Below are 26,839 nucleotides of genomic sequence, written 5' to 3' on the forward strand. Positions count from 1 at the left end.
GATGCCGATTTCCTACTTTGATGTCAACAAAGTTGGCTTGGAGGCTAACCAATGTACCGTTCTGTCAAACGTGTTTTGACCGGTGGAGCTTGTGCTGCGTTGCTATCTTTGACGGGCCTGCCTCTAGCTATGGCGGCGCCTGAATCCAATGATCCAATCAAGATCGCGCTCTTCGATTGGACGAGCGTCAATCTCAACGCCAAAATCCTCGGCGGCATTCTCACCAAGCTCGGCTACAACGTCGAATATCCGACAGCTGACTACCTTTCGAGCCTCACGACAGGCCTCACCAACGGCGATATCGATATCGGCGTTGAATTTTGGGATACGACGGCAGCCGAGGCCATGAAGGCATCCGACGCAACGGGCCAGACCGAGCGTCTGGGCTCGCTTGGCCCCAAGGCAAAAGAAGAGTGGTGGTATCCGCTCTACATGAAGGAAAAGTGCCCGGGGTTGCCCGATTGGAAGGCCCTGAAAGATCCCAAATGTGCGGCGGCGTTCTCAACGGCTGATACGGCCCCGAAGGGTCGATATCTCGGCGGCCCTGTAACGTGGGAAGGCTTCGATGATGAGCGTGTCGAAGCGCTAGGTTTGCCGTTCACCGTGGTGCACGCGGGAACCGACGGCGCGATGTTCGCGGAGCTTGATTCAGCATATCAACGCAAAGCGCCGATCCTGCTGTGGATTTACTCGCCGCACTGGGCGCCCGCGAAATACCAAGGCGAATGGGTGCAGTTCCCGGAATACGAAGCGGCCTGCTACACCGACCCGAAGTGGGGCGTTAATCCGGACAAGAAATACGATTGCGGCAAGCCGCACGGTGAAATCTGGAAGTACTCCTGGAAGGGCCTGAAGGATAAGTGGCCCGGCGCATACAAGGTCGCCAAGGCGTACACGATCGACGTCAACGAATTGAACAAGATGTCGGGCCAAGTCGATCTCGACGGCAAATCGATGGATGATGTTGCCGCCGCATGGATCACCGCCAATGAGGCAAAGTGGAAGGAATGGGCGAAGTAAGAGCCGGATTTTCTCTTTGCTGCACGAACTGAAACGACGAGAACCGGCGGCCCTTGTGAAGGCTGTCCGGTTCTCTTTGTTTAGAAGCAAATCCTAATCGAGCGCATGAGGCAATCTGGAATGAACGATCAAGCGCCGATGCGCAAAGAAGCGGAACTGCCCGAAGACGACCGGCCGGTGAAGTTGCGTTGCAAGAATGTTTGGAAGGTATTTGGCGCTGGAGCTGAAAAGTTTCTCTCCGATCGCGCGGGCGTGGTGACGTCGGAAAATCTCAGCCAAGCCAAGCTCGTCGGCGCTGTTCGAGATGCCTCGATCGAAGTGAGGCGCGGCGAAATTTTTATCGTCATGGGCCTGTCCGGGTCGGGGAAGTCCACGCTCGTACGCTGCATTTCGCGCCTGATCGAGCCGACATGGGGCAGTGTCGAGCTCGACGGCATAGATCTGCTCAAAGCAAAGCCCGACGAGCTCATCGAAATCCGCCGCCACCGAATGGGCATGGTGTTCCAGCACTTCGCGCTGCTGCCGCATCTGACGGTGCTCGAGAACATCGCGTTTCCACTGTCGGTGCAGGGTGTGGATCGCAAATCGCGGGAGGCCCGGGCCCGTAAAGTCATAGAGCTTGTCGGCCTCAATGGGCGCGAGCAGTTCTATCCGCGTGAGCTGTCGGGCGGCCAGCAGCAGCGCGTCGGCATCGCGCGAAGCCTTTGCGTCGAACCGGAGATCTGGTTTCTGGATGAACCGTTCTCGGCGCTCGATCCGCTCATTCGGAGAGAGATGCAAACCGAATTGCTTCGCTTGCAGAGCGTCCTCAAGAAAACGATTGTATTCATCACGCACGACTTCGACGAAGCGATCCGGCTGGCCGATCGCATCGCCATCATGAAGGACGGCGAGATCATTCAGACCGGCACACCCGAAGAACTCGTCCTGCACCCCGCGACGGATTATGTCGCCGAATTCACACGCGACGTGCAACGCGCCAAGGTCATGTCGGCCGCCCGCCTGATGCAGCCCGTATCGCCGTCCGCGGATTACGGTGGAACTGTGCAGGCGACCGATAAAGTGTCGACGTTCTCGGCGCGCATCGTCGGCGTCCGGAAAAACTTTCTTGTCACCGGAGCCGACGGCAAGCCACTAGGAGAAGTGACGCCGGACGCCGTCATCGATTTGCTCGCCGATCGCGATCTGACGCGCGAGGAACGCATATGACCGTCGCCGATACTTCGATAACAGCGCGGCCTGCCCCAATATCCGCCTGGACGCTCATATGGATCGCGGCCGTCGCCATCGTTGCAATTCTCTACATGATGCCGGGCATCGCGCCTTGGGCCGTCAAATATCCCTCAGACGCCGTGATCCCGATCGCTGACTGGATATCGGCGTTCATGGCGTGGGTGAAAACCAATTTCACTTGGCTGACGCGAGGCATAACCGACATTTTCAACGTTCCTCTTCAGTGGGCCATCTCTCTGCTCGCGAAGGGCTGGAAATTCGGCTACGGCCCCGACGCACTCGTGCTTCCTCGCCTGTCGTGGATTGGTATCTGCGCTGCGTTCGCCCTCGCAGGCTTCGCCTTCGGCGGCGGCCGGCTCGCCGCGCTTGCGGCAGGCTGCATGATTTACATCGCGCTATTCGGGCAGTGGGATAGCGCCATGCTGACGTTGGCGCTCATTGCGATCAGCGTCCCGCTTTGCGTCGTCATCGGTCTCGGGCTCGGTGTCGTCGCCTTTCGTCGCCCTTGGATCGATCGCGCTATCATTCAGCCGATGCTCGATCTGATGCAGACGATGCCCACATTTGCCTATCTCATCCCGATGCTGCTCCTATTCGGCAACAGCCCCGTGTCTGGCATGCTGGCAACAGCGATATTCGCCATGCCGCCGATGGTGCGCGCGACAGTGCTGGCGCTGAAGCGCGTACCGCACGAGATCGACGATTTCGGCGAGATGGTTGGATGCACAGAGCGCCAGAAGCTGCTGAAAGTCCTGCTGCCGTCCGGGCGCCCGACGCTGATGATCGGCGTCAATCAAGTCATTATGCTTGCGCTCAACATGGTCATCATTTCCTCGATGATCGGTGCAGGCGGGCTCGGCTATGACGTGTTGCTCGCCCTCCGCGCTTTGAAGATCGGGCAGGGCATGGAGGCAGGGCTCGCGATCGTCGCACTTGCTATTGTGCTGGATAGACTGAGCCAGGCGGCCGCGCGCCAGCGGCCGTCCGTCCACGTCGCCGATCAGAATTTCGTGCAACGGTATCCGATGCTGACCGCCGCGGTCGCGATTCTTGCCGGCACAACCTTGCTTAGTCTTTTCGTGCCGGCATTCGCGTCGGTCCCGGCCGCCATCAAGATGTCGACGGCGCCGTGGTGGAAAGCCGTCGTCGACTGGGTGAATATCAATTTCTTCGATGCCATCGAAGCTTTCCGCACATTCCTATTGCTCTACGTCCTCAATCCGATTCGGGATTTTCTCGTCGAATTCCCTTGGCTCGGAATGGTCCTTCTGGTGGGCCTCGCCGGTTATCGCCTTTCGGGTGTGCGTCTCGCCGTGATCGTCGTCCTGATGACGGCTTTCTGCGCCGCGACCGGACTTTGGGAAAAATCGATGGCGACCCTGTATTTGTGTGGTGTCTCGGCGGTGATAGCCGCGCTGTTCGGCATAGCGCTCGGCATCGCGGCGTCCCGAAGCGATCGGTTTGCTTCCTTCCTCATGCCGATTTGCGACACGCTGCAGACGCTTCCGTCCTTCTGCTTCATCATTCCAGTCGTGATGTTGTTCCGCGTGGGTGACGTGACGGCAATGATCGCAACCGTCCTTTTCGCGATTGTTCCTGCGATCCGCTACACCAATCACGGCATCCGGCAGATCCCGGAAAGTCTCATCGAAGCGGCGACCGTATCCGGCTGCACGCCCCGGCAGATGTTCTGGCGTGTTCAGCTGCCGCTGGCACTGCCGGAAATCATGCTGGGATTGAATCAGACCGTGCTTCTCGCGCTCAGCATGATCATCATTTGCGCGATGATCGGAACGCGGGATCTTGGACAAGAAGTGTTCATTGCTCTCGCGAAAGCCGACGCCGGGCGAGGCCTCACGGCTGGCTTTGCCATCGCTTGCATCGGCATCGTCGCTGACCGCCTTCTCAGGGCATCGACCGATCGATTGCAGTCACGGTTAGGCCTCGTCTCAGAGGCCTAACCGCAGCTTCGGACTTACTGAATCACGCGTTCGATAGCGATGGCGGTCGCTTCGCCGCCGCCGATGCACGCGGACGCTATTCCCTTGGTGACGCCCCGATGCTCGAGCGCATGAAGCAGCGTCACGATGAGCCGCGCGCCCGTCGCGCCGATCGGATGCCCGAGGGCACACGCTCCGCCGTTCACGTTGAGCTTGTCGCGCGGGATCGAAAGTTCTTTCTGCGCAGCCATGGCAACCGCCGCGAAGGCTTCGTTGATCTCATAAAGATCGACATCGCCCGCCTCCCATCCGGCCTTGGCAAGGACTTTGCGCATTGCCGGAATGGGAGCCGTCGTGAACCAAGCCGGTTCCTGACTGTGCGTCGCGTGGGCGCGGATCTCCGCAAGAATCGGAAGTCCTTCACGCTCAGCGATCGAGCGGCGCGTTAGAACCAGTGCGGCAGCGCCGTCGGCATTCGCTGAAGCGCTCGCAGCGGTGATCGTTCCGTTCGGCCGGAAAGCCGGCTTCAATTTCGCGATCTTCTCGGGCGAAACCTTTAGCGGGTTCTCGTCGTCTGAGACGACTTTCTCGCCATCCTTGACCGCAATTTTAATGGGCGCAATCTCAGCTTTGAACGCTCCGCCTTGGACCGCCGCTCGCGCTCGCGTCAAAGTCTCGACGGCGAAGGCATCCTGGTCCGCACGTGTGAACTGATAGGCTTCCGCGGTGGCTTCGCCGAAATCACCCATGCTCCGGCCTTTTTCATAAGCGTCTTCGAGGCCGTCGAGCAGCATGTGATCCAAGACCTGCCCGTGACCCATGCGGAAACCGGTGCGCGCCTTCTCGAGAAGATACGGCGCGTTCGACATGGACTCCATGCCGCCGGAAACGATGATATCCGCAGAACCTGCCGCCAGGAGATCGTGGGCAAGAAACGTTGCCTTCATCCCGGACCCGCAAACCTTGTTGATCGTCGTCGCGCCGGTCGCATTGGGAAGCCCGGCAGCCCTCGCAGCCTGACGCGCGGGAGCTTGGCCTTGGCCGGCGGTCAACACGTTACCGAAAATGACTTCGTCGACTTTCTCCGGCGAGAGCTTCGCGCGTTCGACGGCCGATCGGATCGCATGCGCGCCGAGTTCTGACGCCCGGAGAGGCGCGAGGTCCCCCAAGAAGCGGCCCAACGGCGTCCTCACCGCGGATACGATGACGATCGGGTCTTGCGACATGTTTTGGATCCTCCCTCGATTGGCTGTGCAAGCCGTGCAGAATAATATATGATGATCGAAATGAAATAAGGCGAGGCCCGCCGCAACACCGATGTTGCCGCACCCGGTTGCCGGGAACCCGTGGTTTGTGCAGCCGCCTCGACACAGCGATGACTTGTGCTAATCAACGCGTGGGTGGAACCACGACAATAATGAAAATGAGCCCCGAGTAGCCGCCAAGTCGGATGCGCGGAGCCGAAGGAGGAAGATTATGCCGCGGGTATCGCGCAAGCAGGCGGATCAGCACCGGATAGACGTTCTCGACGCTGCGTCTAGGCTTTTTCTCGAGCACGGCATCGACGGCGTCAGCGTTCCCGAGGTGATGGCAGAAGCCGGCCTCACCCACGGTGGCTTTTACGGACATTTCAGTTCGAAGGAAGCGCTCGTCGCTGAAGCATGCGCGAAGGCCTTCGAAGATCGGCGTACCACTTATGAAGGGTTCATCGAGCGAAACGGCTCGGATCGGAAGGCCGCGCGGGTCGAGTTCATCAAGCGCTATACGTCAAAAAATCACCGCGACTCCGTTGGTCTTGGCTGTCCCGCAGCTGCGATGTGCGGCGACCTCGCGCGCGAAAATCCGAGGGGATCAGTACGCGCCGCGTTTGCGACGGCGATGGACACACTGGTCGCTAGGCTTGCCCCTGTATTATCAGGAAAAAAGAAAGCCGCGACACGTGAAGAAACTCTGGCGCAGCTCTCGATGCTCGTCGGCGGACTGGTGCTCGCGCGGTCGACCAAAGGTCACCCCATCTCGGATGAGATTTTGCAGTCCGTCCGATCCGCGCTCATCGACGAATAGTCTTCGCTGAGACGTAGCCGGCCGGCGGGTATTTGCAAATGTATTGCGCCAGCCGAGACATGGGTCCACAAGATCGCATTTACTTTCAAGCGAGAAGCCGGTTTTATTCTAGAAACGGACGTGAGCAGATGATTTTCTGCGTCGCCTCGTGCTATCGAAAATTTTATCTAATTTTGTGATAGCTGGAACCGTTGTAGGTGTTTGGAACGGATCGTTTTGGAAGCCGGCTGTACTAGCTGGAAAGTGTCCAACCAAAGGTTGCCAAGTCATGGTCAATGGAGTGGCCACGCTTCGAAGCCATCACCCGGCGAAGGAGACCGCCGACAGGCTTGCAGCCGCGGTTTCCGAACACGGGCAAACTCTCCTGGCTCGAATCGATCATGCAGCCGCAGCGAAGAAAGCCGGACTCGAGCTTCGTCCGACTGAAGTGCTGCTTTTTGGCAACCCAAACGTGGGTACGCTGCTTATGCAGCAGTCGCAGGAAATTGGATTGGAGCTCCCGCTAAGGGTTCTCGTCTGGGAGGACGACGAAGGCGTCGCGTGGGTTGCACATCTTGATTTGGACTGGCTGGTCAGCCAGTATGGAATAGCGTCGGCCGTTGAGCCGACTTTAGACAAAATGTCCGCCATGTTAAATGCCGTGCTCGAAGAGGCGACGGGAGAAAGTTTATAACGATCGAGCCGTGCTGTTTTTTTTAGGCGCGCTCTCTGAAGGGACACTACCGAAGCAACAAAGGATAAGGAACTACGAGTCATGAAAGCGGAATCCGCGAAGGCCCGACGCAAGCTTCCACTCGACACGCCCTCTCACTTTGCCGACAACGCCATCAAAGATCTTTCTGGTGCACTGACGGCGCTTCTCGCAGATTTTTTCGCTGTATATATCAAGACCAAGAATTTCCATTGGCACATGTCCGGCCCGCATTTCCGCGACTATCACTTGCTGCTGGATGAGCAGGGCGAACAGATTTTTGCTGCAACGGATGATATTGCCGAGCGCGTTCGCAAGATCGGCGGTACGACCCTCCGCTCCATTGGCCAGATCAATAGCCAGAAGCGCATCCTCGATAACGATGCTCCCTACGTTACCCCCAACGACATGCTGTCCGAGCTGAGGGACGACAATCTCCAACTCGTCGACGAAATGCGGCAGGTTCACGATCTATGCGACGAGCATGGCGATGTGGCCACTGCAAGCCTTCTCGAAAACTGGATCGACGAAGCGGAGCGGCGCGTGTGGTTCCTTTTCGAGGCGACGCGAGACATTTCTCATAAAGCCTGAGGTCTTCACCCGAAGAAGCTCAGCTCACGAATACATTCTTATGCTTACACGTGGTGGCGCCGGGATTCCGCTTCGGCGCCACATTCGACGCTGGCAGACGATCAGGGCCGGTCGATCTGAAACATCCCGTCCGCCGATGTATACCAGCCCCGGCCGTGCATGCGGCCGATGAGATCCATCGCGATGGTATCTACATAAAATTTCTCGGGGTCGAGAATGAACGCGTCGTCGACGTGCGCCTGCACGACTTGGCCGAGCGCAATCAGCTGATTTGGAAACTCGATCGGCGTATGCAGTCGGCATTCGAACGCGACCGGGCTTATGGCGATACGTTCGGGTTTGACCTTGAGCGACGGCCGCGTTTCGAGATTGGCAATCTCGAGTTCGTCGACACCCGGCGGCACGACGCTGGACGTCAGGTTCATCGAGTGCGAAGCGCTGCGCGGCACTAAATTGACGACGAACTCGTGCGTATCGAGAATATTCCGCGCCGTATCTTTCAAGGTGCCGTCGCCACCCGGTGAGATCCCGAGCACGAGCAGCGGCGGATCTTTGCTGAGTGCAGTAAAAAAGCTGAACGGCGCCGCGTTGCGGACGCCGTCCTTGGATGTGGTCGTGACCCAGGCGATGGGCCGCGGTACGATCGTGCTGGTTAGAATCTTGTAACGATCGTCCGCGGTCATTTTCTCGAAGTCGAATTCCATTCCATTACCTGCTTTCCGGCGATCCGATGCCTTGCAAGATCTTTTTGACGTGGTCGACTTCGTCCTGAACGATGGTGTGACCCATTCCGCGATAGATTTTCTCGGTAACATCGCCCCCGAGCTTTGTCAGCACCGCCGTCGATTCATGCACCCGCGCCAGCGGAATGTGAGAATCGACATCGCTGCAGCCAAGAAACACGGGCGTGCCGTGAAGTGTGCCCGCGTCCTCTCTCTTCATGCCCTCGGGTCCGATGAGACCACCGCTTAACGCGACGACCCCGCCGAAGCGACGAGCGTTGCGAGCCGCGAATTCGAGCGCGAGGCAAGCACCTTGAGAAAATCCCAAGAGAACGATGCGCTCGGAAGGCATGCCTTCCCGCTGAAGATCCTCGACAACGCCGCCGAGCGTTTCGAGCGCGCGGCTGAGGTACGGCTCGTTTTGCGAATTGGGGCTTATGAACGAGTACGGATACCAGCTTCCGCTCTCCGCTTGCGGCGCAACATAGGCGACGTCGCGCGCATCGAAGGCATTCGCGAGTTCGAGGATTCCCTCGGCACTCGCACCGCGTCCATGAACCATGATCATCGCCGCGCGGGCGGCACCGATGGGTGCACCCGCGCGGATGAGGTCTGTCGTAAGCGTCGTCATGCTGCTTGCTCCAAAGGCTCCAAGACGGCTTCGATTTCTTTGCGGCGGCTTTCGAGGAATCGCGGCAGCTTCAAGGATTGGCCGAGAGAAGCCAGAGGCTCATCAACTGCGAATCCAGGCTCGTCCGTCGCGATCTCGAAGAGCACGCCGCCCGGCTCGCGGAAATAGATTGACCGGAAGTAGTCCCGATCCCTCTGCTCCGTCGGACGGATGCCGTGGTTCTCGACAAGCTTCTTCCGCATCTCGGCCTGCACTTCGTCGTTCGCCGCGCGGAACGCGACGTGATGGACCGAGCCGCGCCCCATCTGCCCGGGGAGAAATCCCTTGGCTTCACGGATCTCGACGATGCCGCCGGCCACCGTGCCGTTCGCGACGAACCGTTTGAAGGGTCCCTCGCTGTCGGTTTCGGTAAATCCGAAAACATCCGTCAAGATAGCTCCAGTCCGTGTCGCGTCCTCGAGAAGAAGACTGACACCGTGGAAGCCGCGCAGTGCGTGCTCCGCCGGGACGTCGCTGCCCTGCCAAGCCGCTTCCGCTTCGGCGCCGGGCACGCCGACGAGACTGAGGCTCATGCCATCAGGATCGCTGAATGCCAGGACCGAATGCCCGAAGCGTTTCTCGATCGCCTCATGCGGCACGCCCTTTTCGATGAAGCGATGCGCCCAGTAGCCGATCGCGCTTTCCGGCACGCGGAACATCGTCTGCTGCGCAGTCCCGACGCCGTTGCGTCCACGCGGGGCATGATCCCATGGGAAGAAGGTCAGGATCGTACCCGGATTGCCTGCCTCATCGCCGAAATAGAAATGGTAGGTGCCCGGATCGTCGAAGTTGACCGTCTTCTTGACCAGCCTCAGGCCAAGAACCTTGGTGTAGAAGTCGAGATTGCGGGACGGATTGCCAGCAATCGCAGTCACGTGATGAATTCCAGACATGACTTCTCCTTTCTCGTTTGCACGAGATTTGCTCGGTTGCTTTCCAATGTGGTTAGCCGATCCGGCGCTTCAATCGTCGCCGGCGGAACTAGACCGTCGCCAATTCGGCGACGATCCGTGTGCGTGTTGTCAGCCCTCCAGGCGTCCCGCGATCTGTGCGACGTGACGGCCCTGGAAGCGGGCGCCTGCCAATTCGTTTGCCGAAGGCTGTCTCGAACCGTCGGCACCCGCAATCGTCGACGCGCCATAAGGCGAACCGCCGGTGATTTCCGTCACGCCCATCTGACCCGCGAACGAGTAAGGCAGCCCGACGATCACCATGCCCTGGTGCAGCAGCACGGTATGCGTCGAGAGAATTGTGCTCTCCTGGCCGCCGTGCTGAGTGGCCGTCGAGGTGAAGACGCTCCCGACTTTGCCGATCAACTTGCCGGACAACCAAAGGCCGCCCGTCTGATCGAGGAAGTTCTTCATCTGCGCCGGCATGTTTCCGAACCGCGTTGGGACACCGATGATGATGGCGTCGTAGTCCGCCAGCTCGTCGACCGTCGCGATCGGTGCCGGCTGATCGAGCTTGAAATGGCTAGCCTTCGCGACCGCCTCCGGCACGAGTTCCGGCACGCGCTTGATCGTCACCTCGGCGCCGCCTTCCCGGGCCCCCTCGGCCACGGCCCCAGCCATCGTTTCGATGTGGCCGTAGCTCGAATAGTAGAGAACGAGAACCTTCGTCATGGCGTGCCTCCGAGACCTTATGAATCTGCTGGGCGACGCCTCGCCGCCCGATAAAGCCACCATACGTCTGTTGACTGGATTTGCTCAATCCGTCAAAAATCAATCATACTGTTTCCAAATTGGATGCAATGGACAAGCTTGAGGCGATGAACGCTCTGGTGAAGGTGATCGCGAGCGGCAGCTACGCGGAGGCGGCGCGCCGCCTTGGCCTCACGAGGTCAGCCGTCAGTAAGGCCGTCATGGAGCTGGAGGAGACCCTCGGCGCGCGCCTTCTCGATCGTACGACCCGTCGCGTAACGCCGACGGAAGCCGGTCTCGCCTATTACGAGCGGTGCCTCGCAATCCTCGCCCAGGTCGAGGAAACGGAAGCGCAAATATCCCGCCTTCACGATGAGCCGAAGGGCACTCTGAAGGTCAACGCGCCGATGTCGTTCGGCACGCTCTATCTAGGTGACGCCATCGCCGACTTCATGATCCGCTACGGCGATCTCAAGGTCGAACTGATATTGACCGACAGGTTCATCGACCCGCTGGAAGAAGGCGCCGACGTGACGGTTCGGATCGGCACCCCGGCCGACTCGAGCCTCATCGCGCGCCGCATCACCCCAGCACGCGTGGTCCTCGTCGCGTCGCCCGGCTACATCGAGAAACACGGCGCGCCGCTGACGCCCGCCGACTTGGTCGATCACCGCTGCCTCAGTTACGGCCATACAACATCATTGCAACGCTGGCATCTAACCGAAAACGGCGAGCCGATTTCCGTTTCGATCGGGTCGTGCATGGCGTCGAACAACGGCGACGCGTTGCGCGACGCAGCCGTAAAGGGCATCGGCATTGCGATGCTTCCGATGTTTATCGTTGGAAAAGACATCGCCGCCGGCAGATTGAAAATCGTCTTGCCGGACAATTGTCCTGCCGATCTCACGATCCACGCGCTTTACGCGCCCAATCGATACCTAGCCGCAAAAACCCGCGTATTTATTGATTTTCTCATCGATCGCTTCGGGAAAAGGCCCCCATGGGACAACTGGGGCAGTAACGGCTAAGGCTCGGGGCCTACGGCCGCGGTTTTCGCCGCAACAGATAGGTGTCCATAATCCAGCCCTTGCGCTTCCTTTCTTCCGCGCGCGCCTCTTCGATCGCTTCGGCGCATTCCTTGAGTTTTCCTGAGATCAGGATTTGATCGGGCGTCCCGAGATACGCGCCCCAGAAAATATCGACGTCTTCATCGATGAGAGCTCGGAGACCCGATCCATTGTCGAGCATGACTACGGCGGTATCGACGCCCTCAGGCAGGCCTTCGTTGAGCCGTCTGCCCGTCGTGATATGAACCGGCTCACCGATCGGGTTCAGCGCTATCTTATGCTCAGCCGCAAGGGCTTGAACGCTGGTGATGCCGGGAATGATCTTGTATTCGAACGCGAGCGTTCCCTCAGCGATGATGTGCTCAATCACCCGCACGGTGCTGTCGTAGAGGGACGGGTCGCCCCAAACGAGGAACGCGCCCACCTCGCCATCGGCAAGCTCGTTGGCGATGAGATCGGAAAAGATTTTTGCTTTGTCTCGGTGCCACGCGTGGACGCCCGCTTTGTAGTCCCGCGCCTCCGCGTCCCTGACGGGACCCGGAACCTCGACAATGCGGTACGTCTTGTCCTCTATGAACCGCTCGCAAATGGTTCTTCGAAGATTGATGAGGTCTTCCTTCTCCTGTCCCTTGTCGAGAAAGAAGAAAACGTCGGCCTCGTTCAGCGCCTTGACGGCCTGCATCGTCACGTAATCCGGATTTCCGGCGCCGATACCTATGAGAAGAACCGTCTTCATGGCAACGCATCTCCATATTGAGTGACGACGAAAACCGTAAATCCTGTGATTTGTCGATGGGAAGCGCTGAGGTGATTGCGCCGCGCCCCGTTCGGTGCCACTTCACGCAAGACGCATTCGTAAAGGGAAATGCCCGCCTATGGCCAAGCGCATTGTATTGGTAACCGGATCACTGGCCGAGCCCCGGGTAAAGCGTATCGCCGGCGAACTCAATGACGCCGATCTGGAACCGATCGTCGCCAGCGTCGGCGTCAAGGTGGCCGCGTTGATGACGACGGAGATCGTCGAGCGGCGGCTGAAGCTTCCCGAAAATGCCGACAGGGTTATTCTTCCGGGCCGCTTTCGTGGCGATATCGACCGGCTTTCCGATCACTTCGGCACGCGTTTCGAACGCGGCCCCGAAGAGATCGCCGATTTGCCGGCCTACCTTGGGCAGGCCGCTCGCAAAGTCGATCTCTCGGAATACGACGTCACGATCTTCGGCGAAATTGTCGACGCGACGCTGATGACGCCGGAACAGATTGTCGAACGTTCGCGCAAGATGCGGGCCGATGGCGCAGACGTCATCGATCTCGGCTGTCTCCCTGATAGCCCGTTTCCGCATCTCGAAGCGTCGATTGCAGCGCTGCACGCCGACGGCGCCAAGGTGAGCGTGGATTCCTTCAACCCTGAAGAGCTTTCGAGAGCGACGCGCGCAGGCGCCGACTTTCTCTTCAGCCTGAATGAAAAGACCATATCGATTGTCGACGAAGGCCCGGCGGCCCCGATCCTCATCTCCGCCGGGGCGGCGGACATGGACTCGCTCGATCGCGTGATCGATATCATGATCGCGAAGGGCAGGCCGTATTACGCCGATCCCATTCTCGATCCGATCCATTACGGATTCACGGCGTCGGTTGCGCGCTACTACGATCTGCGCAAACGCCGTCCCGATATTCCGATCCTCATGGGAATCGGCAACGTCACCGAACTGACGGACGCCGATACGACCGGCATCAACGCGATCCTGATGGGCATGTGTTCGGAGCTTCACATCACCGCGGTTCTGGCGGTGCAAGTCAGTCCGCATTGCCGGACTGCGATTAAGGAATTCGACCGGGCACGACGCGAATTCTATGCGGCGCGCAAGGCGGAAGCGCTTCCGCAGGGATTTGGAGAAGGGCTCATGGCCCTCAGGGACCGCAAGGGATTTGCATCGTCGCCTGCGGAAATAAAGGCGCTCGCGGCTGAGATTCGCGATCAGAATTATCGCATCGAGGTCGCCGAAGATGGCGTCCACATTTACAACCGTAACGGTCATCACGTTTCTGATGATCCGTTTCAACTCTTCCCCCATCTCGATACGCGTGCAGATCCCGGCCACGCGTTTTATCTCGGCGTCGAGACAGCCCGCGCCGAGATCGCCTTCCGGCTGGGGAAACGCTACGCGCAGGACGAGCCGCTTCAATTCGGCGTCGTTGCCGAAACGAAAGGCGCCGCTGATGATGCGCACTTGCTGAAGTTCAAGGAGGCGGGAACCACCCTGCCGAAATCGTCAAAGACCGACTGAAGAGCCGCATTGAGGTCTGGTCTTCGGAAGAATCAGAACAATGGGTCGAGGCGAATTGGCGAATTGGATCGATCCAGAATCCCCGAATTCCCAATCGGCGAAATGATCGGAAAAAGTATTGTTTTAAATAAATGAGCCAAATTGGGTCGAATTGAAAAGCATATTAACTTTTTGTTTACCGAAGCATTGCGGACTCTCTATATAGCCAGAATCACTAAACATTGGACCGAATGCAATGGCGTTTCTCAGGTTTGTGGCGATTGCCGTCATATGTGCCGCAGCAACTTTGGCCGACGTCCGAAGCAGCTTTGCCCAGGGGCTAAGCGATGCCTCGTTGGTGATCGGCACGAATTGGTCGGGCGGGTACATGGCGCTCGGCGGTCACTTGGGCAAGGCCATCGCCAAGCACACCCGTACCACCCGCGCCAAGCCGACTGTATCGCACCAGCGGCCGCGAGTTCGTAAGCCTCAGAAGGTCGTTGCTGTCGCCTACCGTCACGACGTAACGGCCTCATACCTGGTTGCGGAATCTCTGGATCAGACAGGGTTGAACGTCGCAGGCCTTCGCTTTCGTTCACAAGCGCATTAGCTGCACGCGACTCTTGTGCTCGATGCCGTTGTCAGCAGCTTGATCGAGCGCTTGTTAGCCTGGATTCTCGGCGCGGCAGCGGGTGCGTCGACGAAATCTGAAGATAAGGGTTTCCAGACGATTTTTTTGTGCTATACGGCGGTCAGAGGCCGCTCCGAAACGAGCGGCCTTGTTTATCCTAAGGACGCGCAAGCCATACCGGGCCGCGCGTTTTGGTGACGCGGGGTGGAGCAGCCCGGTAGCTCGTCAGGCTCATAACCTGAAGGTCGTTGGTTCAAATCCAGCCCCCGCAACCATCTTGATTTGCACTGCTTTGGAAGCAGCTGATCCGCCGTCCGAGACGCCGGTCGATAGGGCTAGGATGCCTGCCAAATCACCGGCGAGTTCAATGGCCAGCACGCCATCGGCAGGAGTGAGGCGAATTTCTGAGATTAGGCTGCGAATGATCTCAAAGACTTCCCGCCCGTGATCGGGATCAGCCAAGGCCTCTGTGAGCCGTTCGACCTTAGCGCGATAGATTTTTGCTAGATTTGGGTGCACTAGGGGCTGGCCCGGGGACACGGCGGCAGCCTTAGCTTCAAGACCTGGGCGAGCCCCCTCCAATTCCTTGATCTTGTTGCTGAGCGCCATCGCATCAGCACCATCGGCAACTGCTTCGACAAGACGAGCAATCTGGCGGTCAATCCGGGCCAGTTCTCGCCTCGCCTGCTCAAAGCTCGAGTATTTGGCCAATCGTTGGCGGTTAAGTTCGGCCGCGAACTCCCGAGCGAACTCTTCGAACATGTCCGGCTGCAATAGCCTCGATTTCAGGCCATCGAGAATAGTCGCCTCGACCTCAGTTCCCCTGATCGTCAAGCGATTGCTGCAGGTGCCTCGATCGCGTACGGCGGCGCAAGCAAATCGGTTCTGCCCGTATTTCGTATAGCTCGATCCGCATGCACCGCATTTCATGAGGCCTGAAAGCAAATATCTCGGTCGCTGATGAGTCCAAAATCCGCGGTGGTCTCGGTTGGGGCGCGTGTTCCGTGTCCTCTGTTGCTGCCGCGCCTTGACGGCATCCCAGAGGGCCTCGGGCACGATGCGAAGGTGCGGAACGTCCTTACTGACGAACGCGTCCTCGGGGTTTGGCTTTGAGCGACGCTTGCCCGTAGTGGGATCCTTCACATAGCGTAAGCGGTTCCAAATAAGCCGGCCGACATAGAGTTCGTTGTTAAGCAACCCAGTACCGCGTTTGGAGTTGCCGTTGATTGTGGATGGCCCCCACTGAGCCCCACTCGGCCCAGGCACGCCTTCGCGATTGAGTACCTTGGCTATTTCGCGGGGCGAGACCTCATTGCAATAGAGCTTGAAGATGCGGCAAATAACTGCCGCCTCAGCGTCGTTGACGCGTCGCTCACCCGTTTGATCGTTATCTGTGGGGGTCGGATTGGACACGACATCGTAGCCATAGCTTTTGCCTCCGCCGGAGCGCCCCTGCTCGACCCGGCCTCGCAGTCCGCGGCGAGTCTTTTCGGCGAGTTGTTTGAGATAGAGGGCGCTCATTGTTCCGGAAAGACCGACGTGGAGCTCCGATATCTTGCCTTCGCTCAAAGTGATCAATTGCACGCCCGCGAAAGAGAGATGCTTGAAGAGGTGAGCCACGTCCTCTTGATCGCGGGACAGACGGTCGAGCGCTTCGGCGATCACTACGTCGAAGGCGCCGCGTCGCGCGTCTTCAAGCAGCATCTGATAGGAAGCCCGCAATCGCGAAGCACCACTGGCTGCTCGGTCGCAGTAGGCGTTGTGATAGCTCCAACCTTCGCGATCGATGCTTTCTCGACAAACGCGAATTTGATCCTCAATCGAAGACGGATTTTGGAGGTCACTTGAATATCTTGCGTAGATTGCTGCCCGCATTGCTTCAACTCCTTCGGTAAGCCGGTTCGAGTTTCGTTTTGAACGATCTCGCGTTGAGGCGACTAGCGCTTGCTTTTCTGGGAACGATGCTGGCGGCCGGCGTCTGACATACCAGTACGGATCCGGAGCTTTTCGAGTTCCTCCAGATAACGCCCACTCGCCGAAAGCTGATCGGCAAGATTATAATATTGCCTAGAGGTTTGGTCGCTCCGATGGTCGAGCAGCATGGGCGTAATGCCTACGGAGTCGGGCATTTCAATTGCGACACCAGTCGCCACTACGCTTCTCACCATGTGTGGGTTGACCCGCACGCCGAGCTCCTCATGGGTCGCCCTACAGAAACGGCAATAGCCCGTATCGATAGCCATGTCGCTCTCTGTTGTGGTCAACCACAGTGCATCGCTTTGCCGATTACCTAAGAGTACCGGACGCACTGTTTCTATCCAAAAGTCCAGATATGGGGCGAGACTAAGTGGAAGTGCCGCAAAAATGCGCTCTTTGGTTTTCGTTTCATACGCCTCAAACCGCCACTCATAGATACCACTCGATGATTTTCGAAGATGCACGCCAATTTGCGTTCGAAAGAAGTTTCGTCTTCTGACTGGCTTTGCCGCCAGCATCGCCATCATAAGTCCGTCCGAGAACATGATTGCAGCTGAGGTATCTTTGATCGACATGGATCGGTGACGTTCCATTCGGTCGATCCCTGCCCAGTAAAGCTGAGAGGGTGCCACCAGGCTTTCTCGGCTGTCGCGCGAGGGCTTTGCCTTACGCCGCAAATTCTGGTGAACGCACCTGACTAAGTGGTGAGCGTCTTTCGCCTTCATGACCCGCAAAGCCTCAGCCAAACCCCGGACGCGGGTCACGACGGTAAAAGGGGCCAAATGTGATTCCAAGCTATGAACATAGTCGGCGAGGGATTTCGAAGTCACCTGCGCTGCAGGACTCGAAGTCTCCCTAAGTTGGCCGGTACGAATCAGGAATGCAAGCCAATGGCCGTAGGCTTTGATCACGCCGATTCGCGTGTCGGGCGCCCAATGGGCGGCGAGTCCGTCTGAATCAAATAAACTTCCAAACTCGAAGGCGTGTTCGAACGCGAGCCTGTCCGGGGCCGGCCATTCCTCAAGCCGAAGCGATTTCCGTATCCTAGTCACGAGCGCCAACCTTGCGTCCGCGAGTCACGATGCTTGAGGGGCCGAACGCGCTCAAGCGGCGGGACTCCAGTGCGTCGATGTATTTTTTTTGGGACGCGCGATGGACCCGCTGAAGATAGACTCGGCGCAGCATCTCATCGGTTTTATGCCCAAGTTGCCTGCGAACCACCTCAAGACCGCCCGGATCGGCATCCAGATAAAGCTTGGGGACAATCTTTCGGATCAAGTGCGGGTGATACGGAATGCCGAGTTCCTCCCGGACCCATAATGAGAGCTGCGTACCCAAAGTGTTTTCGGTCTTGTGACCTCCGTGCGCGCCCGGAAAGAGCCAACAGCTCGGCTCCTTCGCGATCAGGGGTCGAAAGCGTTCGACGTAGTGGTCCAAGAGTGCAGCGGTGTCATGGTTGAGGAAGTGCTCAGCGGGTTCCCCATTCTTCGTCTCCTCGCCCGGAACACGCACCACCACTCGTTCGACCCCGTCGAATGTCATCTTGAAGAAATGCTTATCCAACCTGAGCGAAACCAGGTTCTTCAACCGAAGCGGTGCGCAGATCGAAAGCTCCAGCGCCAGCGCGCGTTGAATGTCGAGAGCGGCTCGCCTAGTCAGCGCACGCGACTTGTTAACGGTAACGACGGTACGGCGCCCCAGGGAAAGGAACGCATCCACCAACCGCGCGTCGTCAAGCTTGTCGAGCACCTGTTGATCACGGTCTTTGCGGGGAAATGCGCGTCTTCGGACGTGGCGCAACAAGTTTCTGTGGGCCTCCTCGACCGCCTTGATTTCTTACGACGAAAGGACTCCCGCCAACTTCGCAACCTTCCTCAACACGTGGGCGACGTTCTCAGCGGTCGAACTGACACCGCCTCGCGCGTCGACGATGTGCTGGAGCGCACCGCGGAACGCATTAGGTGTGCTGATCGCACGAAGGTCAGTAATGGTCCGCGGGTCAACTCCAGAAATAACAAGGGCCGACGCGGCTTGCCGCAGCAATTCCGTCTGGCTTTTAATGGTGCTTGACGCCAATCGAGCGCGACCCACGTCGAAGATATTCTCGCAATCTGGATCGGTGCGGAAGAATGCGTCAACTGCCTGCCTGAAGCTCGCGGGAAATTCGGACCATTTTCGCCCCCAGACTTTGCGATTTCTCGGTGGTGAGAGCTTGATCTGCGGCCATCGCGTGTTGACTTGGCCCTCCCTGTTCCAAGCGCGAATTGCTTCCCGCCACGCACGGTCCGGGCGCCGGACGCGCGCGTCCTCGCGAAGCGATTGGCGAAAGTCGTCACCCGTGCTGTCAATAACACTGTTTGGTTCGATGCGCTTCTCACTCAGAAACCCCAAAAATCGCCTGAGTTGGATTGCGCGAAATCGGTCGGTGATCGACGCTCCAAGTGCCTGCAGGGAGGGATTGAGCCGGGGAACACGGCGCTCGGCGAAAAGGTCATAATAAGTCATCACGAACCTGGCGTCGCTCTTTGCATTCTGCAAACGCTTGCGCGAGACACCGACCGCGCCCGGAGCAATGACGCCGAAGACGGCTTCGAGGGACGACACGGAGAACTCAAGATTCGTCGCGGCAACAGGAGGCACGCGCATCTGCACTCTCTCGAGCCACTCGGGAAGTTTGCGAAGACTCGATATTGTACAGTTCCGTCGGTGTGCCGGGAAATTGGCATCCTCCTGGACCCGTTGAATTATTTCGGCAAGTGAAGGCGGGCTTGTGACGATAATCTCGTTTAAATGTTTCATTTATCTGTCTCGGATTGGGAGTTCGCAAGCCCGATTTGAATGTAATTGGGATGAAAGGAGGAGAAATACAAGGAAAATTGGGAGAGCGTGATATTTAAATAGTACGACTAATAACGCATATCGTTTTCCCAATTACGCTATCTTCTCGAATTTATAAATCTCGATATTTCATCTCTGGATATTCTAACCCTTCCTCCCAAATGACGTGCGGCTAAAAGATCAGCCCTTATCCAATTCCTGACCGTCCTCGTTGTCACCCGACAAATCTCCGCCACTTCGGCGACGGTGAGCTGCGGCTCGATCTCTCGGCGTTGTCTTGCTGGCTTGGACGTCATCGTCGTTCCCGATTAAAATGATGTCGACAGGAAGAAGTCCGCGCACGCTCATCTGAGCGAGAAGGCGCACGAAGGCCGTCAGTAGTTTCAGCGTTGCGTCGCTCGGCTTCCGGGCATTTTCTTGAGACATGTGGAGTAATCGCCGCGAACGCTGACACGCATCTCTGCTCTGACGGTGAACATCTACGCAATCAGGATGTCGACGAATACAGGGAGAAAAATCAGTGCTTTTTTTGCCGCCCGAGCTTGGCTCGGGCTTCAGTAACTGAATGGATTTGCTCCGGCAGTTTCTTGGAGTCAGGCCTATACCCGTCAGGGAGATAGTCGCACAGCTGCGTCACCCATCGCATGAATGGCGAATCTAGTTTTTCACGGTCATGGCGTTGCCAGACGCGTGCTTTACCTCCAATGTTTTCAAATACATCGGCGAGCCGCCAAATGAACTCGCGGAACGCCTCTTGAGGGGGGCGCCCGCGACCGCCCATCTCCGCTTTGTGCGCCGCCCCTGCTGCCGCGGCCGCGCGTTCGAGATCGAGTAGGTTTCGGTGTATCACCTCGACCGCATGGCCCGTTCGACGCGGCGGAGCAAACCTTTCGACAAGTTCGACGTAGACAGCTTCGGACTGTGGGTCGTCCTGGCCTATAATGTAGGTTATTAAATCGCCGAGCGATAAGGCACGTCTTTTCAATTGTTGATAAATTAAATCCGGGCGGGTTAGCTCAGTCGCACTATTCAGGCAAATTATTGCATACGACAGTTCATTTAAGTCCGAAATCGGCCCAGCGAGAAGTTTATCTAACTTAAGATACAACGGACCGTGCTGTTCCCGCCCATCACGGACTATTCGAGACAAAATCCGCAAGAGGCTACGAATATTCGCTTGAAGCGTTTTATAAATAAAACTCTCTCGACTAGGAGGGACCCCTTCGCACTCGTAATCCGTATGAACTATGAAATTTAGACACAATTCCTCGACTCGTTTTTTTTTGCTAGCGGGGAGAGTTTGGCGGCCGTTCACGCCGAGTTTGCCCTCCTGTTCGGATGTCAGAGAAAAACGTTGGCCGCCATTAATTTTCGTCGGCAAAGTTTTGCGTGCCATATAGCGCTACCCACTATCGAATCCAGCTTACCAATGATCTTGAGCTCCCCATCAGTCGACGCGAAATTTTCGGCGGGCTGATCGTCGTAGATGACGGCAAGTATCTATGATGAAACGCCAATAGGTTCAGCGCGTCCTTCGGTTCCTAAAGACCTTTGATTCGCCGCTGCATTGGCAAGTGCGCGCCAATGGGACCTTCCGGTCGACCCAAGACATCAAACTTATGCCCACGAGCAATTGAAGAAATGCTCATTTTCCTCAATGCCCCCGTCCGGCGTTTCGATAGCGAAGTCGGGCAATCCAGGCGGCGCTTGGCAAAGATCCGCTAGTCGCACTCAATTGCGGGAACAGAGGGTTATCCGACTCCGTTGTGCGAAAAAACGGAGGACGATGTGGCAGTAAACAAACCCACTGGTGACAACGCTCGGAAAGGCGCCGTGCGAAAGCGCTCACAACTCAAGACGGCGATTGAAGGCGAAGATACGTGGACAAAACGGAGCAAGGCCTCGGGGCAATTTATCGATCAGAAGAAAGCGCCCGCGAAGAAACCCTTTAAGGGTGTGCGAAAAGAGTCGTAACGCCATCACAACGGCGCGCAGCACCTTGTAGCCCCACGCTCGTTGAACAACCGACTGGTCATTGTGTGCAATTGGGATCGCGGCACGGCGCTCACCGGTCCACTCAGCATAGAGAGCATCACAGGGCCTTCTCGTCGGCGCCCGCCGCGTGGCGCTCGACCTGTCGAATCAAGCCCAGCTTTCTCACGTCTAATGGCGGCGAAACACCCGCCGTCGGATCGGATTGAATGAAATCGCTGCTCAGCGCCCACCTGAAAATTGAGCGCACAAGTTCGAAAACTCTGTTTGGCCGATGAGTTAGCGCGCGCGGACGTTTTGTCTTCTTTCTGCGCGTGCCCTTTGCTTGCACGCTGTCCAAAGATGATGTGCCTTTTACGGACTTCCGTTGCCTTCATAGCCCCTATTTCAGGAAAAATGTGTCGCTGCAGCATGGAGCGATCGTCCCGAAGTGCGCCAAGAGATTTGTTCGGAATTGCGTGCTTTTGATTCCAGTCATTCGCAATCTCATCGAACGTCTGTGCTTCCTTGCGAGCTTGGCGTTTCGTAGCAGGATCCGCCCACTTATTTTCATATTCGATCTCAGACTGAAGCTGCTTCGCTTTCAGTCGAGCGCCCTCTAAGAAGCTCCGGGGTACTTGCCGAGAGGCACCGCTCGGCGTTTGCCGTCAGTGCGCAGAGTGTAGTGCTACCGCCACGATTTCGATCCTTTCGATATTACTCTCAGCAGAGGGCCCGAGAAGGAGTTGCGTATTAGCCGATCCGACGAAATACGATCAGCTTTCCTTCATTTTTCGCCGATACCCGAGCAGGTGCTCGATTTCGTTCGAACTCTTACTGGCGGCGCGAGACGCGGTCTGGGCCGCGTCTCGCTATGCCTGGTTTACCCCTCAATTGAAAGCACACTTCTAGGCTTAAGCCACGAGGGCTCCGGTCAAGAGCGAAACGCCAGCAATCACTCCCGCGATGCCGGCTATTCTCGTCGCCGTAACTGCGAACCCTGCAGCGAGCCTGTCCAACGTGACACCAAAAGCAACCCCAGCCCCGTGGAGCGTAATCGTGGCTGCAACGAAGCCAACTGCATAAGGGATAAACGCTAAGCTCAGACCGGCCCCTTCAGTGCCGTGAGCGTGACCATGAAACAATGCAAATACGCCGACGAGGGCAGTTGCGGCTGTGGTAGGCAGTCGTGCGCCAAGCGCAACCGCCATACTCATAACGACGACTGAGAAACCAATAACAGTCTCGACCATCGGCAGTGACCAGCCATAGTAGCCGATTATCCCGCCGATAATCATCGTTACAACGAAAGACAGCGGAACAAGCCAGACAGCTCGTCCACCCAATTTCGCTGCAAACAGGCCGACTGCTATCATAACGATGACGTGATCTATACCGGCGATGGGGTGAAGCAAGCCCCGGTGAAACGTGTCGACGGGGCCGACTCCAACGTGCGCTGACACAGGAATCGAGGCTGCCAAAATGCATGTTACGGCGGTGATGAGTGTTTTGCTTAGACGGTGCATGATCAAACCTTCCCAAGTAGATGTTTTTTGCGTTTCGAGTCTGTGGTCGTCCTTAAGTTTTTGCTCCTCCTCCAAATTGAAAACGGCGGCTGGCGAATAAAATTGAATTTCATGCCTGCTCGATGTGCCGCGCTTTTTGGGTGCCTGCGACGTCCTCCGATCGTCTTGAGACTTGATTTCGCTGCGCATCGCACAGTCGCTGCGGTGCAGTAACGTGCATTGCGATATCCGCAGCTAAACAATCAAATTTATAACATTATCGTAGTTGACTTCCATTTTAGATGATGCTTTCGTAACAATTATACGGCATAGCTTCGAGAAACGCAACTTACGAAGGGCGATCTAGAGGAATTCGATGGCCGACGTTAGGAAAATTCAGAACGCTGGCGGAGGAGGTGCTCCCATCCTCGATCTTGCGTTGAAGCGAGATCAGTCAGCCGCCGCACGCGTGACGTTGGATCCCACGGACTTGGCGATCATCCGCATTCTGCAGAGTGACGGTCGAGCACCCTTTACTGCCATTGCAAAGCAGCTCGCCATCTCAGAAGGCGCGGTGCGAAACCGCGTGAACCAGCTCGTCGAAACGAAAGTGCTGAGAATTATCGGCGTCGCAGACCCGATGGCGTTTGGTTACGAAGCATTCGCGATGGTCGGTATCAAGTTGGCGCCGGGATGTGATCCGCAGAATGCCGCCATTTATTTTCGAGATCGGGACGAGGTGACTTACGTCCTCTTCGTTGCCGGCCCGTATGACATTCTGATCGAAGTGGTCTGCGAAACGCATGAGCAGCTCGCGCTGTTCCTGCGTGAGCATTGCTACAATCGGGTTGATGTTGCGTCCGTCGAGCCGATGGTCGGACTTGTCATGTACAAAAGTCTGCTCAAGTGGGGTCAACCGTGATGATCCACATTGTGGGCGCCGCAGCTCCTCGGAATCTCAGCTCCCTGACTGTGCAAGCCAATCAGAACTCCGGATTCGACGCAAAACTTCCAACGGCGATCCTGTTCTTCTGCACGTATCGCCTTCAGCCAATGACCTGTCGATTTGGGGGTAATTGAAATGCGGCCAATAACAAAAATACCCCTTGAGATACGTGAACGTATGCAAGATGAGACAAAGCCTATCCCTCGGCTTAAGAGCAAAAGGAGGAGATGGCTTCAATATAACAAACCAATATCGTGGGCGACCTCACTCGCACTCGGCTGCGCGTTGTGGGTAATTTTCTTTGGTCTTTGGGAAGTCGCGGTGGTCGAGGGCTGGGTGAACTCGCTCTTTATGCCGGCCCCTCACAAAGTCCTTCTGACTTTGTCTACAATGATTTCCGACAAGGGATTTCTGGTTGATGTCGCTTACAGCGTCTACCGAATACTTGCGAGCTTTGCGATCGCCTGTGTAGTAGCGATACCTCTTGGTGTATTGATGGGGTCATTTAGGCCAGTCAATGCTTTTTTTAATCCATTCGTTAGCGCCTGGCGCTATTTGCCTGCGCCCGCATTTATCCCCCTATTGCTCATGTGGTTTGGTGCAGGGGAAGGATCGAAGCTTGCTCTGCTCTTCGTAGGCGTGATCTTTTTCCTTATCACCTTGATTGCAGATCACACGCGGGCCGTCCGCGCGGAACTCATCGAAACCGCGATGACTCTAGGGGCGGGTCGCGGGCAAATTCTTCGCACAATCGTCTTGCCCGCCGTCGCGCCGAAGATCTTGATCTCGATGCGACAGATGTTGGCCGTGAGCTGGACCTATCTGGTGATAGCCGAAATTGTCGCTGCTTCCACGGGAATTGGCGCAGTGATGATGCGCAGCCAAAGATTTCTCAAGGTGGATGAAATTATGGCCGGCATTCTTGTCATCGGCCTGCTCGGCCTAGCCTTCGACTTCCTATTCCGGCTGGCCCACCGAAGACTGTTTCCGTACGTCCCGGTGGAAGAAACATAAATAAATCAAAAATAAAATAAACTAGGGAGTAAGCCAAAAATGGAAACGCCATATCGGAAGTGGTTTCGCCTTTCGAGTCTCACACTTGCCTGCGCTTGCTTCCTAAGTTTGTTGCAAACTCAGGCCTTCGCAGCAGATCAAGTCCGTATCGCTGGCCTTACCTGGCCAGGATATGGGTGGTGGTTCATCGCCAAAGCCAAGAATCTTGCTCCCGATCTTGAGATTTCCTATCAGCCGATCGAGGATCCATTCCAGAGTTTTGGCCTTATGGCGTCGGGGCAGTTGGAAATCATTTCCAGCACGGCGGAATTTGGTCCGATCGGGGCATCGCAAAATATGCCCGTTCGAATATTTGGTTACGGCAATCTTTCTCACGGAATTGACGAAATTATCGTTCGTCCCGAAATAAAATCTCCGGCCGATTTGAAGGGAAAAAAGATTGCTGTGATGGTTGGCGGCTTGGCGCAAATCATGATGGGGATCTATCTCGAAAATAACGGGCTTCCTTTCGACTCGGTCGAGTACGTCAACATCATCATGGACCAAGCCACAGCTGCGATGATTGGCGGTACAGTCGCGGGAGGGGAGCTTTGGGAGCCATTTGCTTCTCAAACCCGCTCGGGCGTTCCTGGTGCGCGTGTAGTTGCCAGCACCAAGGATGCGGAATGGGCAGCAACCGGTCTCATCGCAGATGCTCATTTCATCAATTCGGAGTGGGTTAAGAACAAGCGACCCGTGGCGCTGAAAGCCATCAAGGCGATGTATGATGCAATCGCGTGGTGGAAGAAGAACCCTGCGGATGGCAATAAAATTATTGCCGACGGCATGAAGATGACCGTTCCCGATGTCGAGATCGTGCTCGGCAAAGATGGGAGCGGAATGGATGCAGGTCTTTACCCGTATACATTCATTCAGGCTGCTCAAGCGTGCGGGGTTGCACCTGGCGATCCGCCATTCGCTCAAAAGAATGGGCAGCTTTTTGAGCACTACAAACTGACAAACAAATGGTGGGTAAAGTTCGGAGTCGTCAAAGAGAACTACCCTCCGGATAAGTCCATCGACTGCAGCTTATTGAAGGATCTATACGACAGCGGCTATCGCGGTTGAATGTAGTTCGGCGTCACACCTGTTCGTCGTCGAAAATGAACATTCAACTTTCAGCGGAGTCACAAAGATGGAAGCAAACTACACCGCATTATCAGTCAATTTACGAACGAAGAAGAACTCGGCAAAACTTTGTGTCGATGGGCTCGGTAAGCGCTATCGCATGGATGCGCGCACTGAAATCGATGCTGTCAAAGACGTTTCCTTCGAAGTGCGAGAAGGGGAAATCTGCGCATTGCTTGGACCGTCTGGCTGCGGGAAGTCCACCGTTCTCAGAATGATCGCCGGACTAGACCAGCCGACAAGCGGAGCGATGTATCTGGACGGTCAGCCGATCGATTGTCCCGACAAATCTCGCGGAATGGTGTTCCAGCGCTACACTTCGTTCGACTGGATGACAGTTCAGCAAAACGTCGAATACGGAATGCGCATGAATGGGATCTCGAGGGAGCAACGCCGCTTGCGTGCAGACCGGTTCCTTCAGCTAGTTAAACTGTCCCAGTTCCGAAATGCTTATCCAAGACAGCTCTCTGGGGGCATGCAGCAGCGAGTTGCGATCGCAAGAACTCTCGCAAATGGTCCTTCAATCTTGCTCATGGATGAGCCGTTCGGTGCTCTCGACGCGGAGACCAAATGGCAGATGCAAGAGTTGATGATCAGCATCGTCGAATCCTCTCGTGTGACGGTACTGCTCGTAACGCACGACCTTGAGGAAGCGATATTCCTTGCAGACCGCATCATCTTCATGTCGCGGCATCCCGGAACGGTGCGGGAGAATCTCGTCACGCATTTCAAACAAGGCCGACGGTTCGCCAACCATGAGGAGATGATGGAAGCCAACGGGTTCCATGAAATGGAGAAGAAGTTGATGCACCTGATGCGAGATGAAACGCGAGGGTCGTTGGACGAGAAATTGTCGTCGCACCGATAATTCAAAGCGGAGATCAGCAA

At 56.8% G+C, this 26,839-nt stretch carries 27 protein-coding genes and 1 tRNA gene; 14 read left to right on the top strand and 14 right to left on the bottom strand.

Annotated elements, in window-relative coordinates:
- Positions 1-51: 51 nt before the first annotated feature.
- The 3 genes from AC1DK3_RS00440 (at position 52) to AC1DK3_RS00450 (ending at position 4,214) form a co-directional block, all read left to right on the top strand.
- Positions 52-1,020 (top strand): ABC transporter substrate-binding protein, encoded by a 969-nt coding sequence (locus AC1DK3_RS00440; RefSeq protein WP_477190339.1) that lies wholly within the window; start codon positions 52-54, stop codon positions 1,018-1,020.
- 120 nt (positions 1,021-1,140) lie between these two features.
- Positions 1,141-2,229: a quaternary amine ABC transporter ATP-binding protein gene (locus AC1DK3_RS00445; RefSeq protein ID WP_477190340.1), complete on the top strand. Its 1,089-nt coding sequence runs from the start codon at positions 1,141-1,143 to the stop codon at positions 2,227-2,229.
- Positions 2,226-4,214 carry an ABC transporter permease gene (locus AC1DK3_RS00450; protein ID WP_477190341.1) on the top strand — a complete coding sequence of 663 codons (1,989 nt, stop codon included), beginning with the start codon at positions 2,226-2,228 and terminating at the stop codon, positions 4,212-4,214. Before AC1DK3_RS00445 ends, AC1DK3_RS00450 begins: the two co-directional genes overlap by 4 nt.
- A 14-nt stretch (positions 4,215-4,228) precedes the next feature.
- Here the strand turns inward: AC1DK3_RS00450 and AC1DK3_RS00455 are convergent, their stop codons facing one another.
- Positions 4,229-5,419, bottom strand: coding sequence for an acetyl-CoA C-acyltransferase (locus AC1DK3_RS00455; protein WP_477190342.1), 1,191 nt, complete (start codon positions 5,417-5,419; stop codon positions 4,229-4,231).
- A 250-nt stretch (positions 5,420-5,669) separates the two neighbouring features.
- Here AC1DK3_RS00455 and AC1DK3_RS00460 point away from each other — a divergent pair, with 250 nt between their 5' ends.
- The 3 genes from AC1DK3_RS00460 (at position 5,670) to AC1DK3_RS00470 (ending at position 7,539) form a co-directional block, all read left to right on the top strand.
- Positions 5,670-6,257 (top strand): TetR/AcrR family transcriptional regulator, encoded by a 588-nt coding sequence (locus AC1DK3_RS00460; RefSeq protein WP_477190343.1) that lies wholly within the window; start codon positions 5,670-5,672, stop codon positions 6,255-6,257.
- Between the two features lie 280 nt (positions 6,258-6,537).
- Positions 6,538-6,930: a DUF302 domain-containing protein gene (locus AC1DK3_RS00465; RefSeq protein WP_477190344.1), complete on the top strand. Its 393-nt coding sequence runs from the start codon at positions 6,538-6,540 to the stop codon at positions 6,928-6,930.
- Between the two features lie 81 nt (positions 6,931-7,011).
- The gene (locus AC1DK3_RS00470) at positions 7,012-7,539 is read left to right on the top strand and encodes a Dps family protein (protein WP_477190345.1); all 528 of its coding nucleotides are present in this window, start codon (positions 7,012-7,014) and stop codon (positions 7,537-7,539) included.
- A 101-nt stretch (positions 7,540-7,640) separates the two neighbouring features.
- On the opposite strand, the gene AC1DK3_RS00475 is transcribed toward AC1DK3_RS00470, so the two are convergent.
- From AC1DK3_RS00475 to wrbA, 4 genes are all read right to left on the bottom strand, one after another.
- Positions 7,641-8,243 carry a flavin reductase family protein gene (locus tag AC1DK3_RS00475; RefSeq protein ID WP_477190346.1) on the bottom strand — a complete coding sequence of 201 codons (603 nt, stop codon included), beginning with the start codon at positions 8,241-8,243 and terminating at the stop codon, positions 7,641-7,643.
- A gap of 4 nt (positions 8,244-8,247) precedes the next feature.
- Positions 8,248-8,892, bottom strand: a complete 645-nt coding sequence (locus tag AC1DK3_RS00480; protein WP_477190347.1) for an alpha/beta hydrolase — start codon at positions 8,890-8,892, stop codon at positions 8,248-8,250.
- The gene (locus tag AC1DK3_RS00485) at positions 8,889-9,824 is read right to left on the bottom strand and encodes a ring-cleaving dioxygenase (RefSeq protein ID WP_477190348.1); all 936 of its coding nucleotides are present in this window, start codon (positions 9,822-9,824) and stop codon (positions 8,889-8,891) included. Before AC1DK3_RS00485 ends, AC1DK3_RS00480 begins: the two co-directional genes overlap by 4 nt.
- Before the next feature lie 129 nt (positions 9,825-9,953).
- Positions 9,954-10,553 carry an NAD(P)H:quinone oxidoreductase gene (gene wrbA / locus AC1DK3_RS00490; protein ID WP_477190349.1) on the bottom strand — a complete coding sequence of 200 codons (600 nt, stop codon included), beginning with the start codon at positions 10,551-10,553 and terminating at the stop codon, positions 9,954-9,956.
- A 128-nt stretch (positions 10,554-10,681) separates the two neighbouring features.
- Between wrbA and AC1DK3_RS00495 the strand changes: the two genes are divergently transcribed.
- On the top strand, positions 10,682-11,599 hold the full coding sequence (locus tag AC1DK3_RS00495) for a LysR family transcriptional regulator (RefSeq protein ID WP_477190350.1): 918 nt from the start codon (positions 10,682-10,684) through the stop codon (positions 11,597-11,599).
- 10 nt (positions 11,600-11,609) lie between these two features.
- Here the strand turns inward: AC1DK3_RS00495 and cobF are convergent, their stop codons facing one another.
- On the bottom strand, positions 11,610-12,374 hold the full coding sequence (cobF, locus tag AC1DK3_RS00500; RefSeq protein WP_477190351.1) for a precorrin-6A synthase (deacetylating): 765 nt from the start codon (positions 12,372-12,374) through the stop codon (positions 11,610-11,612).
- A 139-nt stretch (positions 12,375-12,513) separates the two neighbouring features.
- Here cobF and AC1DK3_RS00505 point away from each other — a divergent pair, with 139 nt between their 5' ends.
- The 3 genes from AC1DK3_RS00505 (at position 12,514) to AC1DK3_RS00515 (ending at position 14,808) form a co-directional block, all read left to right on the top strand.
- Complete coding sequence (locus AC1DK3_RS00505; RefSeq protein ID WP_477190352.1) at positions 12,514-13,923, top strand: DUF6513 domain-containing protein; 1,410 nt, start codon at positions 12,514-12,516, stop codon at positions 13,921-13,923.
- 235 nt (positions 13,924-14,158) lie between these two features.
- Positions 14,159-14,512: a hypothetical protein gene (locus AC1DK3_RS00510; protein ID WP_477190353.1), complete on the top strand. Its 354-nt coding sequence runs from the start codon at positions 14,159-14,161 to the stop codon at positions 14,510-14,512.
- 219 nt (positions 14,513-14,731) lie between these two features.
- Positions 14,732-14,808: transfer RNA gene (locus AC1DK3_RS00515), tRNA-Met, on the top strand.
- Here the strand turns inward: AC1DK3_RS00515 and AC1DK3_RS00520 are convergent.
- The 8 genes from AC1DK3_RS00520 to AC1DK3_RS00555 form a co-directional block, all read right to left on the bottom strand.
- Positions 14,765-16,408, bottom strand: a complete 1,644-nt coding sequence (locus AC1DK3_RS00520; protein ID WP_477192839.1) for a recombinase family protein — start codon at positions 16,406-16,408, stop codon at positions 14,765-14,767. The genes AC1DK3_RS00515 and AC1DK3_RS00520 overlap by 44 nt on opposite strands.
- 62 nt (positions 16,409-16,470) lie before the next feature.
- Positions 16,471-17,085, bottom strand: a complete 615-nt coding sequence (locus AC1DK3_RS00525; RefSeq protein WP_477190354.1) for a hypothetical protein — start codon at positions 17,083-17,085, stop codon at positions 16,471-16,473.
- A gap of 469 nt (positions 17,086-17,554) precedes the next feature.
- Positions 17,555-18,313, bottom strand: a complete 759-nt coding sequence (locus tag AC1DK3_RS00530; RefSeq protein ID WP_477190355.1) for a tyrosine-type recombinase/integrase — start codon at positions 18,311-18,313, stop codon at positions 17,555-17,557.
- A 33-nt stretch (positions 18,314-18,346) separates the two neighbouring features.
- Positions 18,347-19,156 (bottom strand): hypothetical protein, encoded by an 810-nt coding sequence (locus AC1DK3_RS00535; RefSeq protein WP_477190356.1) that lies wholly within the window; start codon positions 19,154-19,156, stop codon positions 18,347-18,349.
- Positions 19,157-19,446: 290 nt separating this feature from the next.
- Entirely contained in the window at positions 19,447-19,584 is a 138-nt protein-coding gene (locus tag AC1DK3_RS00540; protein ID WP_477192840.1) for a helix-turn-helix domain-containing protein, read from the bottom strand.
- Complete coding sequence (locus AC1DK3_RS00545) at positions 19,529-19,774, bottom strand: hypothetical protein (RefSeq protein WP_477192925.1); 246 nt, start codon at positions 19,772-19,774, stop codon at positions 19,529-19,531. Before AC1DK3_RS00545 ends, AC1DK3_RS00540 begins: the two co-directional genes overlap by 56 nt.
- Positions 19,775-19,865: 91 nt before the next feature.
- A complete protein-coding gene (locus tag AC1DK3_RS00550; protein WP_477190357.1) occupies positions 19,866-20,744 on the bottom strand; it encodes a hypothetical protein in 879 nt (292 codons plus the stop codon).
- A 1,489-nt stretch (positions 20,745-22,233) separates the two neighbouring features.
- Entirely contained in the window at positions 22,234-23,034 is an 801-nt protein-coding gene (locus AC1DK3_RS00555; RefSeq protein WP_477190358.1) for a HupE/UreJ family protein, read from the bottom strand.
- A gap of 166 nt (positions 23,035-23,200) precedes the next feature.
- Here AC1DK3_RS00555 and AC1DK3_RS00560 point away from each other — a divergent pair, with 166 nt between their 5' ends.
- The 4 genes from AC1DK3_RS00560 (at position 23,201) to AC1DK3_RS00575 (ending at position 26,819) form a co-directional block, all read left to right on the top strand.
- Positions 23,201-23,746, top strand: coding sequence for an Lrp/AsnC family transcriptional regulator (locus tag AC1DK3_RS00560; RefSeq protein WP_477190359.1), 546 nt, complete (start codon positions 23,201-23,203; stop codon positions 23,744-23,746).
- A gap of 201 nt (positions 23,747-23,947) precedes the next feature.
- Positions 23,948-24,784, top strand: a complete 837-nt coding sequence (locus AC1DK3_RS00565; RefSeq protein WP_477190360.1) for an ABC transporter permease — start codon at positions 23,948-23,950, stop codon at positions 24,782-24,784.
- A gap of 39 nt (positions 24,785-24,823) precedes the next feature.
- Positions 24,824-25,891 carry an ABC transporter substrate-binding protein gene (locus AC1DK3_RS00570; RefSeq protein WP_477190361.1) on the top strand — a complete coding sequence of 356 codons (1,068 nt, stop codon included), beginning with the start codon at positions 24,824-24,826 and terminating at the stop codon, positions 25,889-25,891.
- A gap of 67 nt (positions 25,892-25,958) precedes the next feature.
- Complete coding sequence (locus AC1DK3_RS00575) at positions 25,959-26,819, top strand: ABC transporter ATP-binding protein (RefSeq protein ID WP_477190362.1); 861 nt, start codon at positions 25,959-25,961, stop codon at positions 26,817-26,819.
- Positions 26,820-26,839 lie beyond the last annotated feature (20 nt).

The organism is Hyphomicrobium sp. 01T421, from assembly GCF_056398805.1.

Coding starts and splice junctions, on each gene's coding strand:
- AC1DK3_RS00470 (WP_477190345.1), top strand. CDS start 7,012: ATGAAAGCGGAATCCGCGAAGGCCCGACGCAAGCTTCCACTCGACACG.
- AC1DK3_RS00505 (WP_477190352.1), top strand. CDS start 12,514: ATGGCCAAGCGCATTGTATTGGTAACCGGATCACTGGCCGAGCCCCGG.
- AC1DK3_RS00455 (WP_477190342.1), bottom strand. CDS start 5,419: ATGTCGCAAGACCCGATCGTCATCGTATCCGCGGTGAGGACGCCGTTG.
- AC1DK3_RS00485 (WP_477190348.1), bottom strand. CDS start 9,824: ATGTCTGGAATTCATCACGTGACTGCGATTGCTGGCAATCCGTCCCGC.
- AC1DK3_RS00475 (WP_477190346.1), bottom strand. CDS start 8,243: ATGGAATTCGACTTCGAGAAAATGACCGCGGACGATCGTTACAAGATT.
- AC1DK3_RS00450 (WP_477190341.1), top strand. CDS start 2,226: ATGACCGTCGCCGATACTTCGATAACAGCGCGGCCTGCCCCAATATCC.
- AC1DK3_RS00560 (WP_477190359.1), top strand. CDS start 23,201: ATGGCCGACGTTAGGAAAATTCAGAACGCTGGCGGAGGAGGTGCTCCC.
- AC1DK3_RS00445 (WP_477190340.1), top strand. CDS start 1,141: ATGAACGATCAAGCGCCGATGCGCAAAGAAGCGGAACTGCCCGAAGAC.
- AC1DK3_RS00555 (WP_477190358.1), bottom strand. CDS start 23,034: ATGCGCAGCGAAATCAAGTCTCAAGACGATCGGAGGACGTCGCAGGCA.
- AC1DK3_RS00575 (WP_477190362.1), top strand. CDS start 25,959: ATGGAAGCAAACTACACCGCATTATCAGTCAATTTACGAACGAAGAAG.
- AC1DK3_RS00535 (WP_477190356.1), bottom strand. CDS start 19,156: ATGCGCGTGCCTCCTGTTGCCGCGACGAATCTTGAGTTCTCCGTGTCG.
- AC1DK3_RS00520 (WP_477192839.1), bottom strand. CDS start 16,408: ATGCGGGCAGCAATCTACGCAAGATATTCAAGTGACCTCCAAAATCCG.
- AC1DK3_RS00510 (WP_477190353.1), top strand. CDS start 14,159: ATGGCGTTTCTCAGGTTTGTGGCGATTGCCGTCATATGTGCCGCAGCA.
- AC1DK3_RS00525 (WP_477190354.1), bottom strand. CDS start 17,085: ATGTCGATCAAAGATACCTCAGCTGCAATCATGTTCTCGGACGGACTT.
- AC1DK3_RS00440 (WP_477190339.1), top strand. CDS start 52: ATGTACCGTTCTGTCAAACGTGTTTTGACCGGTGGAGCTTGTGCTGCG.
- AC1DK3_RS00460 (WP_477190343.1), top strand. CDS start 5,670: ATGCCGCGGGTATCGCGCAAGCAGGCGGATCAGCACCGGATAGACGTT.
- AC1DK3_RS00480 (WP_477190347.1), bottom strand. CDS start 8,892: ATGACGACGCTTACGACAGACCTCATCCGCGCGGGTGCACCCATCGGT.
- AC1DK3_RS00545 (WP_477192925.1), bottom strand. CDS start 19,774: ATGTCTCAAGAAAATGCCCGGAAGCCGAGCGACGCAACGCTGAAACTA.
- cobF (WP_477190351.1), bottom strand. CDS start 12,374: ATGAAGACGGTTCTTCTCATAGGTATCGGCGCCGGAAATCCGGATTAC.
- AC1DK3_RS00565 (WP_477190360.1), top strand. CDS start 23,948: ATGCAAGATGAGACAAAGCCTATCCCTCGGCTTAAGAGCAAAAGGAGG.
- AC1DK3_RS00550 (WP_477190357.1), bottom strand. CDS start 20,744: ATGGCACGCAAAACTTTGCCGACGAAAATTAATGGCGGCCAACGTTTT.
- wrbA (WP_477190349.1), bottom strand. CDS start 10,553: ATGACGAAGGTTCTCGTTCTCTACTATTCGAGCTACGGCCACATCGAA.
- AC1DK3_RS00495 (WP_477190350.1), top strand. CDS start 10,682: ATGGACAAGCTTGAGGCGATGAACGCTCTGGTGAAGGTGATCGCGAGC.
- AC1DK3_RS00570 (WP_477190361.1), top strand. CDS start 24,824: ATGGAAACGCCATATCGGAAGTGGTTTCGCCTTTCGAGTCTCACACTT.